This window comes from Acinetobacter sp. TYF_19 (assembly GCF_043105125.1).
Taxonomy (GTDB): Bacteria; Pseudomonadota; Gammaproteobacteria; order Pseudomonadales; family Moraxellaceae; genus Acinetobacter; species Acinetobacter johnsonii.
In genome coordinates, this window is sequence record NZ_JBICLH010000065.1 from 1 (window position 1) to 11,580 (window position 11,580).

Below are 11,580 nucleotides of genomic sequence, written 5' to 3' on the forward strand. Positions count from 1 at the left end.
TAAATCACGCGTATAACTTATAATAAACTATAATTTTTCATTCAGATTTTCTCATCTTTCCTGTGTAATTAATTCTATGCCATATATTGATATACATAAGCAGGCTGAATCTCAATTCAAACATCTGACGTGAATAACTGGGTCTTTTTTTCGAATAATAATTGATGTACTTAACTTATATTTATCCTGCATAAGGTGATGATCTAAACTTTCTGTCGATAGCAGATCAATTGCTACTATGTATAAGCTATTGGTAGTAGCCTACTGTATCATCTATTGGGGAATGCCTATATTTCCTGATAAGCAACAGCTTCAAGAATTGCGGGTTATGTAGAAGGCTGTAATTGTTAACGGGTTAAATGAAAGTTGAGCAAATTGCAAACCAGTATGAAAAAAATAAAATTTTAGTGGTTTGGTATTAACTGAAAAACTTTAATATTTCTAGAGTGGATAAAGGAATGAATTTGGTTAAGGCTGAATATGACTGGGATAATATCAAAACTATAAAAATAGAAACTTACAGATGGATCGGTCATTTATTGAAAAAAGCTCTGAAACTTAAAAATTCTATTAAAGTTACAAAAAATTAAAGAAATTTTTTGAGACTTTTGTACAATCAGCCACAACTTAAAATTTAATAATAACGATGCCCAATAATATTTACGCTGCAATAGAGCAACTTGGACTTAGTGCACAAAAACGTGCTATTCATATTCAGTTCAGCAATACCTCGCTTAACGAACAAGTATTCCTTCAGCGCATAGATGGAACGCATGAACTGAATGTAGGTATAGAGTTACAGCTCCTTTGCTTATCTACATCCGCTCATATTCCGTTAAAGCAATTTATTGGTAGTCAGGTGGCTGTCGATATTGTCACTGATAAATCAGAACTCAATCGTATTTCAGGCATCATCACCAAGGCGGATGTGGGGGCAAGCGATGGCGCTTTAACCATATACCGTTTAACCGTGGAAGACCCGACAGCCTTATGGAAGCATCGACGTAATTCTAGAGTTTTCATGGCGAAGTCTGTTGTTGATGTGGTTCAAACTATTTTTGCCGAGTGGCAGCAACGTAGTCCCTTATTTGCTTCGAGTCTGACTTTGGATAAAAGTGGTTTAAGCAAAGAATATGATGTGCGCCCATTCATGATGCAAGCGAATGAGTTGGACAGTGAATTTATTCAAAGGCTGCTCTCTTCAGAGGGGATTAACTGGCTTATTGATGAGTCTCAGCTCAAAGTGTCCAGTTCAAGTGAACCTATTCAACCACAAAAACTTAGACTGATTGATGACAATGCCCAATATCAAAGTTTAGAACGTCAGAATATTCGCTTCCATCGTAGCAGTGCTGTAGAAAGCAGTGATTCGATTACAAATTTGGTCGGGCAGCGTTCTATACAACCAACATCTGTCCATATTCAACATTGGCAAGCAAATACTTTAGAAGTAGAAGAAGGTGCGGGTTCAGTTCAAAGCAAACATAACCATAGTGATAATCAAGACAACGCCAGCCTAGGTTTAGAGCAAGCATGGCATTTTTCACCTGCATGGATACAAGACCTTAAAGGTGAAGATGGAACGACCAAATCAGGCAATGGTCAGATTGAAAAGTTTAACCAAAATCTTGGTCACTATTACGACTTACAAGCCAAGCAATTCATGGCTACCTCGACCGTACGAGATGCACAAGTGGGTTACTGGTTTGAGCTCAACGAGCACCCTGAAATTGATCAGCATAGTGGTTCAGACAAAGAATTTTTAATCACATCTAAAAAATTCTATAATCAGAATAACTTACCTAAAGATTTAACCGATCAAATCACAGCTTTGCTGAAACAAACCAATTGGCAACAGGCTGAAATTAAAACAAATAATAAAGACGAACGCCAAGCCAATCACCTCGTCTTACAACGACGTAATATCACTATTGTTCCAGAATACAATCCTCTGCGACAACGGCCTATTGCATCACCACAACGTGCGAAAGTGGTTGGACCAAGTGGTGATGAAATTCACGTGGATGAATGGGGGCGTATTAAAGTCCGTTTCCTGTTCACGCGTAATGAAGACAATACTCACGATGGCGGTGCAGGTTCAAATGATAATGACACAGATTCTGCTTGGGTTGATGTGCTCACACCTTGGGCTGGTGAAGGTTATGGTGCACGCTTCTTACCGCGTATTGGTGAAATTGTGGTTATCGACTTCTTTGATGGCAATATCGACAGACCATTTGTCGTGGGGCGCATCCATGAAGCACAACGTCATCCAAGCAAATTTGACAATACAGGCAAACTGCCTGATACCAAAAAACTTGCAGGGATTCGATCAAAAGAGTATCAAGGAGAGGGCTTCGGGCAACTACGTTTTGATGACACGACGGGTCAGATCAGCACCCAACTACAAAGCAGTCATGGTGCGACACAACTGAATTTAGGAAATCTGAGTCATCCTAAAGAAACGGACACGAGTGAAGGGCGAGGTGAAGGTTTTGAACTGCGTACTGACCAGTGGGGAGCTGTCCGTGCTGGACAAGGCTTACTTGTTTCCACGTATAAACAAGATCAAGCCAAAGGTGAGCATCTAGATGCTGAAGTTGCCAAGAAACAACTAGAAGCCAGTCAGACAAATAGTAAAGCTTTAAGTGATATTGCCAAAAATCAAAAGACTGATGAAATTGAATCGCTTGAGCAGCTTAAAGAATTTGCAGAACAACTCGAACAAAAAATTGCAAAATTCAAAAAGGCAGTTTTATTGCTCAATTCACCTGACGGAATTGCGCTAAGTACAGCTGAAGATATTCATTTCTCTGCTGATTCACAAATTAATCAGATTGCAGGCGATAGCATCAACTTCAGCACTCAAAAGAACTGGATTGCTCAGGCGCAAAACAAACTGAGCTTGTTTGCTGCACAAGGTGGGATCAAAGCAGTAGCAGCACAGAGTAAAGTTGAGATCCAAGCCCAATCGGATGCATTGGATATACTTGCTAAAAAAGGCATCATTATTTCCTCGACTGAGGACCGTATCGAAATTAGCAGTCCTAAAGAGATTGTCATCACAGGGGCTACATCACAAATCACCTTAAATGGTTCTGGAATTTTCCCGAAAACAGGAGGTGAATTTAGAGTGAATGCAGCACAGCATGTGTTCCAAAGTGGAGCGACAGCAAGTACTAAATCAAGTTTACCGCCACCACCCAAGCGTGGTCAGGGTGTACTTGAGTTATTACATGATTATGCACATGGCGATTTTGTCAAACAGGGCGGCTATACCGTTACTGATTCACTTGGTAAGCAATTTAAAGGGCAACTGGATGATAAAGGCTTTGTCCGTGTTTCAGGATTAGCGACAGGCGCAGCCAAAGTTGTATTTGAAGAAGATCAACGTAATCCATGGGATGAAGCGAGTGACTTTAAACGACCACCTATGTGGCCAAATGAAAATGATCCTGATGCACAAAGTTTAATGGGGAAGGCTGAATCTGTACTAAAAAATGCAGTAAGTGAAGCGAAGAAAACATTAGGTCAAGCATTTACCAATCCTGAGACAATTAAGAAAACAATTGGAGCAGCCAGCATGTTGAAAGATGGAGGGGCAAAGACATTGCTCCCAATGCTAAAACAAGGTGCTGAAACGCAGTTGACCAATCAAATCGCCAGCTTTGTACCCAAAGCACTTGGACAAAATTCTAAAGGGCAAAGTATAGCCAATGGGGTGCAAGGAGTTGTTGCTAGCAATAGCCTAGAACCAATCAAAAATCCATTAAGACAAAAAGCTTCAAATACCACGGGTCAAAGCACAACTTTGATCAATAGTAACCCGATGAACGCTATGAATTTAACATTTAAGTAAGAATTGAGAATTAGAAGAATGGCTAATCCACCAAAAACAGCGCAGAAACAACAAACGAAAGTAAGTACGAGAAGTAATACTGGAAAAGCAGCAGTTGCACCAATTAATACAATTAAAATGGCAGATGTGAATGCTGGGACAAAAAAAATTAATCAATGGCTAAAGCAAAATACAGGGGGTGTTGTTGATTTAGATACTCTTAAAAATGTTGCAGGAAGCTTACCAGTAATAGGAAATATTATTTCATTAACAGATGCTGTTTATGATGTCATTGAAATTACGAAGAAGCCAAATCCAGGATTCCCCGATTGGCTAAACCTAGGAATTGATTTAGTTGGAGTGATTCCTTTACCTCCCGGGATGGCCGCAGCTCGCACAGCGCTTAGACCAGCATTGAAAACACTGAAATCCAAAAATTTAACTAAACAAATACCTGATGTTATTATTGAATTATTAACTAATCATGTTAATGAGCGTGTAGCAGGGGAGCTGGATAAATTTGCAGATAAGGCACAGCCTTTAGTTAAAAAGACAGTTAATGATTGTGGTGGCAAAGCTAAAGAGCTTGGCAATAATTTTGCTGATGGTATGAGCAAAATTTTAACTGGAAAAGTTTTTAATTCAAGGAGTGACATTAAAAATGCAAAAGCCAGTTTATCTAAAGCTGGTGACAATATTTTTCGTGATACTGGAAAAGCATTTTCACATGGTATTTCTTTCTTAGCGAGTGGTCTTTCTGCTGTTGGAAAAGAGTATGGAAATTTAGGAGCTGGTACTGCAACCTATTTCATAGGATCAGATACAAAAGCCTTGCTTAACAAGCAAATTGGAGTTTTCAGAAAATTTAGTAATACTGTACCGTCAAAATTAGCGCCTTTGGCCGATCCAAATACAGCTATGAGTTTTTCTTGGTTATTACAAAAACTTTCGATAGCTGCAAAAAAATTTAAACTGAAGAAGGCAAAAAAGACGGTTGCAATTAAACCGAATCAAACTTCACAGAAAGATAAAAAAAGACCAAGTGGGGAATTGGAAACTATTCAAAATCAGAAGGGTGCCAATAACAATCCGAATGATAGTTGTCCACTGAATACAACTGGTGTAAATGGAAGTAAAACCAAGCCAGTGACTAAAACTAAAAGAAGTATCAGTTATGCTTTAGGAACTGAATTCTTAACTCATGTAGATGCATATGAATTTGCTTTGTCTAGCTTTGTTCTCTCTAGAACCTACGCTTCAAATTTGTATCAACTGGATGATGGTGAGTTTGGAGCGCGTTGGTTTACGCCATTTATGTCACGCATTATTAATAAAACAGAATATATAGAAGAAACAGAACAGAAAGAAGGACATATCCGTCAATTAAAAGGGTTGCAGTATATTGGGGCAGATGCGCGCCCAATTGCTTTAGCGGATATTAATGTTGGGGAAAGTATTCATGATCAACAGGAAGGATTTTATTACAGTGTGATTTCTGAAAATGTACAAATGATTTCATTTGGTACAGATGAGAAGCACATCTTTGAAAAATATAATGATGAATACCGATTATCAATAATTGAGTATAAAAATGGAATGACGGCAGCAGTTCGTTATGACCATAAGATCAATAATAAGTCTTATATTTCAGATATTTTAATTAAACATAAATCCCAATTGTTGCTACACATCGCATTTAGCATAAATAGTCAAGGTAAGGTTGAAGATGTTTGGGCAATTGAAAAGGGAGAATTAAAACGTCCACTAGCAAGCTATAACTACAATGACAAAGGCGATTTAATTGAAGCCATTACTGAAAATGGCGCAAGTTATTATTACCAATATCATCATCATCTTATAACACGTTATACCGATCTTACAGGTCGCGGTATGAATTTAGAATACGATGGCATTGCACCGACTTCTAAGGCATACCATGAATGGGCAGATGATGGTAGCTCTGAGGTTCGCTTAGAGTGGGATGAGAATATTCGTCTTACCTATGTTATTGATGCATATGGTAATGAAACAGAATATTACTATGATATTGATGGTTATACCTACCGTATTGTTTACCCAGATGGGCTGGAAGAATGGTATTTCAGAGATGAATGTAGTCGTGTAGTTAGACATATTGATACTGACGCAGCTGTCAATGAATATGAATTTGATGAGAATGGCAACTTAACCACAATTACCCAACCTGATGGGGCGACCATCCACTATGACTATGATGATCAGGATCAACTCATTGGTATGGTAGATGCTGAACAAGGTCGTTGGTTTAAAGAATATGATGGTTCAGGAAACATAATAAAAGAAATTGATCCGTTAAAAAGAGAAACAAAGTACAACTACAATGCTATGGGTCTTCCTATACAAATCACAGATGCGAAAGGTGGAAGCAAACAATTAAAATATGATGACCAAGGGAACTTAATCAGTTATACCGACTGTTCAGGTAAAGAAACAAAATGGGAGTATGACCTCAGAGGGCGAGTGACTTCAGTAGAGAATGCTTTAAAAAATAAAGTTGAATATTTTTATAGTGATTTTACGGCTGAAACAAGAGAACCTCTTGAACAAGGTTTACCATTAAACTCGTTTGGTCAACTAGAAAAGATTAAATATAGCGATGTATTAGAAGAACATTTTATTCATGATGCCGAAGGCCGACTGTTGGTGTATATCGATCCAACTGGGAAAAAAATACGTTATGACTATGACCCAGCAGGTCTAATTTCTTATCGTATTGACCCTCTGGGGTATAAGATTAAATATGAGTGGGATAAGTTGAGCCGACTCAAACGATTAATCAATGAAAATGGTGCGGCCTTTGAGTTCTTTTATGATGTAGCTGGTCGTTTAATCAAAGAAATTGATTTTGATGGAAAAGAAACCCTGTATGAATATGACGAGACAAATGGTCAACTTCAAACCAGTATCGAAGTTGCAATGCTTCAAGGGCAAAACTTGTCTGGAAAGCTGGCACCAAAAGATCGTATTCAGCACTTCGTTATCGATAGTATGGGGCGGCTTGAACAACGTACTTCTGGTTTTGGATACAAAGGTCAAAATGAATTAGAAGAACAGCAGTTAGAAGAGTTTGCCTATAACAGCCATGGTCAAATTTTATTGGCAAAAAATGCAGAGAGTAAGGTTGAGTGGTTCTATGATGTTGTGGGTAATTTAGTCCGAGAGCATATTCAAGACAACAAAACTCATAAGACAGCAGTGTGGAAACATGGCTACGATGAAATCAATGACCGTATTAAAACGATACGCCCAGATGGACAAGATATTGATTGGTTGACTTATGGAACGGGTCATGTCCATAGCTTAATTTTAAATGGACAAGATATTGTCAGCTTCGAACGCGATGATTTGCATCGCGAAATTGCACGACACTATGCAAACGGTTTAAGCCAATTTGAACACTTTGATGAACAGGGGCGGTTGAGTCAGCAACAAATCGTACAAGGCCATGAAAATGGCTATGCAAATGCGCAATTGCAACAAGAACAAAATGCTGTTCAAGACACTACAAGTCTATTATCACGTGTCTATCGTTATGATAAATCTGGTCAGCTTGCTCAAATTCAGGACAGCCGTCGTGGTGATATTCATTATAAATATGATCCACTTGGACGTTTACTTGAAGCAACGTCGAAATTATGTAAAGAAAAATTTAGTTTTGACCCTGCGAGTAATTTAATAGATCGACATCTGGAACAGCAAAATCAAATTCACGAACGTAGAACAGATGAAAACCAGTATGGCTATTTGAAATTGGTCAATAATGTTGTTCGTCAATATTTAGATCAACAATATCAATATGATGCTTATGGACAGTTGACTGCTCAAAAATCAAATCAAGGGGATTTAAACTTATCTTGGGATGTTTTAGGTCGTTTGGTTCGAAGTCGTAATACTGAATATACTACTGAATATCGTTACGATGCGATGGGGCGACGTTTAGCAAAAAGAAGTAAGCACCATCATACAGGTCAAGAGCTGGATTTTGTTTATGGATGGGATGGTGACACGTTAGCATATGAGTCAAATGAGTCATATACCAAGCATTATCTTTATGAAAAAGACAGCTTTATTCCCTTAATTCAAGCTGTTTATCAAACGCCTATACAGATACATACAACACCTGTTTGGGACGATAAATACAGTTTTACTCGTGATTTACTTTGGAAAAAGACTCAGAGTAGTCAAGGCTTTGATGATGTTTGGTTCTATCACTGTGACCATTTGGGGACTCCACAAGAGATGAGTGATCTTAGTGGTCAGATCATTTGGAAGGCACAATATAAAGCTTGGGGTGAATGTAAAGCAGAGAAAGTGAAATCAAACTTCTTTGAAAATAGTGAAATCATTTCAAATAATATTCGCTTCCAAGGGCAGTATTTTGATGAAGAAACAGGGTTTCACTATAACCGTCATCGTTACTACTCGCCTTACGTAGGGCGCTTTATTTCTAAAGATCCCATTGGGCTTTTAGGTGGGCATAATGTTTATGCTTATGCACCGAACCCAGTTGAGTGGGTTGACCCGAGAGGGTTAGCACGAGGAAAAGGTTCGAAAGGAAGTAGTGGGAAGGGAGGAGGGGTTTCACCTAAGAAAAAACCTTGTCCAGGTAATCCTTGTGAGGGGAGAAATCCAGCAGCTGAAGCTAAGGCTTTTCAAGGACAAAAACCTGGTCAGCCTTATAATTCTTATGATGGAGTAGATTCTTATACAAATGTGGTTATAAAAAAGGGCACAGTACTTTATGCTTTAGAACCTGGGGGGTTAGGTTATGGTGTAACTATTGCAACTGTTAACCAATCTAAAGGTAGTGCTCAAAAATATCATGATTTAGTACAAGTAACACCTGGATGGAATTGGGCTGAAAGTAAACCAAGAGATATGAGAACTAAAGTTAAAGCATTTATTCTTCAAAAAGATTTATGTGTAGCAAAAGGTAAAGCTCAGGCTAATTCTAATTTTACATTTAAGGATGATGATGGAAATACCGTATGGAAAGATCCACATACATATTCTGGTGGTGGGACACAGTTTTATGTTGAAAAAGCTGAGCGTAAAAATTTTAAAGAGGGTAAAGTGAGAAAAATATGAAAATTGGAAATAAAGAAGTACATATCTGTGAATGTCTAAAAGAAATCATGGTAAAAGAAATAGATTTAGGAAATTCTATTAGATCTTATAATGAAACTCCTGAATGGCCAGAACAAGACAGCAGATTTGTTTTTTTAGAAAACAAAATAAATATAACATCTTTGAATGATTTACCTGAATGGATTTCAGTGAGGGTGAATAATGATATGCATTATACTTGGTATAATGAAATTTATTGCAAAAAGCATCATGACTTATTAGCGGCAGGTGATATGTGATTCTAATCTACACGGTTCCCTCTAAAGCCAAATTTAATTAGGAAGAGGGGTTGTAAAAGAGCCTTCTATACGGTCTGTAAGCTAGATTGAAGGAGAGTTTAAAGATTCTTATTCAATTATTTTGAGTTCATAAATTATTTTGTGTGGTAAGTATCATTTTTATGTATTACAAAATTTAGCCCTATATTAAGTTTTATGTGCTCATGTTTTCCCCAAAGCATGAGCATCTTTTTTTTATTTTCTTTAGTTTTTTTGCATAAAAATTTTTCTATTAACATTACTAGGATAAAAAGGGTATAGTATGTATTTAATGTCGTTAATTAATAGAAAATAAAATATAGATAAATTAAGCACTTATTTAAATTAATTTGTTAAGTATATTTTTTGTTTACATAATTATATCAATTGGTAGTAATTCAATAAAACTATCTTACACTATGTTCAATATGTATTTAAAAAAATAAAAAAACCAAATATTCATTATGTTAAGCTTATTAAGTTGTTCGGCTTATGCAGCTGACCCACAATTACGTCCAGACTTATAAATAGATGCCGTTCAGCGCCAGCAACAACGTGATGAAGCATTACAAAAGCAATTACAGCCCGAAGCTGTAGTGCAAACGGGATTAGAAAAACAACTTCAAACCCAAACATAACTGCAATATCTAAAATCAAACAGTGAAGATGTATGTTTGAAATTAAAAAATTTGTGTTGATGGGGGAGGATGCGCGTCAATTTACTTTTACTATGCGCCCCGTCACGCAAGTTGAACATAATCTCATTGGCCGATGTATTGGCGTACAAGATTTAAACCAAGCTTTAGATTTGATTCAAAACAGTATTATTAGTCATGGTTATGTCACTACCCGAATGCTGCTCCCTCAACAAAATATTGCCTCGGGTGAGATTAAACTACAAGTGATTGCTGGGAAGGTAGATCAAATTCAATTTGTTCAAGAGACGTCAAAGCGTGCTCATAAATTTAATGCCTTGCCTGTTCGCTCTGGGGATATTTTAAATATTCAGGATATTGAACAAGGCTTAGAAAACTTTAAACGTGTGCCGACTGTTGAGGCAGACTTTAAAATAAAACCCTCAGAGCAACGTAATCAACCTGGCTATAGTGATTTAGAACTGGGAAGGCAACAAACAAAACCCTACCGGATTCATTTAGGTGTTGATGATACAGGCTCAGATTCAACTGGGAAATCTCAAAGCACAGCAACCTTATCTTTAGACCATCTGTTTACTGATGTGTGCTGAAATTACAGGAGACTTCCACTTGGGAGATTCTATACAGCTAACTTGTAAAAGTCCTCTGCCATTTGATTCGGTGTTTTAAAATCTAACCCTTTTTGGATTCTTTGCTGATTATAAAATAGCTCTATGTATTTTATAATATCCGCTTTCGCTTCTTCTCTTGATTTATAGTTACAATGATGAATCAACTCATTTTTAAGTATTCCCCAGAAGCTTTCAATTGGGGCATTATCGTAACAATCTCCCCCGCTTACTCATTGAAGGGTTAATGGTAATGGATATCACAGCGCAAAATCGATAGAAGATTTAGAGGAAATATTAACTCATAAAAAGGTCGAAATTTTTTATAGCTGTCGAGGAGGAACTCAATATTTTATTGAAAACTCAGATAAAAAATCTAACTTCAATAGGTAAAATAATTAAATATGGAAAATAAATTGAATTTACAAATTATATTGGATGAAAAAATTTTAAAAATTGATAACTTAACTATTGATTTGGCTAATATTCATGCTTTAAATTTTTTCAAAAAAGAATCAATAAATGGCAAACAACACTACTTTTATAATCAACTAATTTATTTAAGTGATATGGTTGATTTGAAAGTATTTCTGAAAACAGAAAATATGATTTATATATTGTTTCAAACTCCTGAGTTTTTTGAAAAAAACTTGCTTCACTCTAAAGTTTTGAAAAGATTCATGAAGAAATATAAATTAGAGCATAGTAATTTCTATGTAGAACATCCTACTAAAGTTATTTTGAATAAAGAAAATCACAAATGGAATTTAGTCGAGTTTACTTACGATCCCAAACAAGGCGATATTTCCATGAGTTTGGAGTTTTAAAACGTAATAATAAAAATTATGCTTTCTTATTTTTGTTCAAAGTGAAGTGTGAGTTAGTATAAGTTAATGAAATTTAATTTAAATAGAATATATATCTGTGAATGTCTAAAAGAAATAGATTTAGGAAACTCTATTAGATCTTATAATGAAATGCCTGAGTGGCCCAAGAAAGATAGTAGATTCATTTTTTAAATAACAAACTTGCCTCAAAATCATTGGTCGATATAC

Annotated in this window: 4 protein-coding genes and 2 pseudogenes; 5 read left to right on the plus strand and 1 reads right to left on the minus strand. The window is 36.5% G+C overall.

Annotation, left to right across the window (positions count from 1 at the left end):
- Nucleotides 1-646: 646 nt before the first annotated feature.
- The 4 genes and pseudogenes from ACF8FD_RS09305 to ACF8FD_RS09320 form a co-directional block, all read left to right on the plus strand.
- Nucleotides 647-3,859 carry a type VI secretion system Vgr family protein gene (locus ACF8FD_RS09305; RefSeq protein ID WP_234304594.1) on the plus strand — a complete coding sequence of 1,071 codons (3,213 nt, stop codon included), beginning with the start codon at nucleotides 647-649 and terminating at the stop codon, nucleotides 3,857-3,859.
- An 18-nt stretch (nucleotides 3,860-3,877) separates the two neighbouring features.
- Complete coding sequence (locus ACF8FD_RS09310) at nucleotides 3,878-8,965, plus strand: RHS repeat-associated core domain-containing protein (RefSeq protein ID WP_234304595.1); 5,088 nt, start codon at nucleotides 3,878-3,880, stop codon at nucleotides 8,963-8,965.
- The gene (locus ACF8FD_RS09315; protein WP_228716260.1) at nucleotides 8,962-9,243 is read left to right on the plus strand and encodes a hypothetical protein; all 282 of its coding nucleotides are present in this window, start codon (nucleotides 8,962-8,964) and stop codon (nucleotides 9,241-9,243) included. Before ACF8FD_RS09310 ends, ACF8FD_RS09315 begins: the two co-directional genes overlap by 4 nt.
- Nucleotides 9,244-9,725: 482 nt before the next feature.
- Nucleotides 9,726-10,495: pseudogene (locus tag ACF8FD_RS09320) on the plus strand (POTRA domain-containing protein); the annotation flags it as partial.
- A gap of 41 nt (nucleotides 10,496-10,536) precedes the next feature.
- Here the strand turns inward: ACF8FD_RS09320 and ACF8FD_RS09325 are convergent.
- Nucleotides 10,537-10,749: pseudogene (locus ACF8FD_RS09325) on the minus strand (IS3 family transposase); the annotation flags it as partial.
- Nucleotides 10,750-10,941: 192 nt separating this feature from the next.
- Between ACF8FD_RS09325 and ACF8FD_RS09330 the strand changes: the two are divergent.
- On the plus strand, nucleotides 10,942-11,352 hold the full coding sequence (locus ACF8FD_RS09330; RefSeq protein WP_279679171.1) for a hypothetical protein: 411 nt from the start codon (nucleotides 10,942-10,944) through the stop codon (nucleotides 11,350-11,352).
- Nucleotides 11,353-11,580: the final 228 nt, after the last annotated feature.

Coding starts and splice junctions, on each gene's coding strand:
- ACF8FD_RS09305 (WP_234304594.1), top strand. CDS start 647: ATGCCCAATAATATTTACGCTGCAATAGAGCAACTTGGACTTAGTGCA.
- ACF8FD_RS09310 (WP_234304595.1), top strand. CDS start 3,878: ATGGCTAATCCACCAAAAACAGCGCAGAAACAACAAACGAAAGTAAGT.
- ACF8FD_RS09315 (WP_228716260.1), top strand. CDS start 8,962: ATGAAAATTGGAAATAAAGAAGTACATATCTGTGAATGTCTAAAAGAA.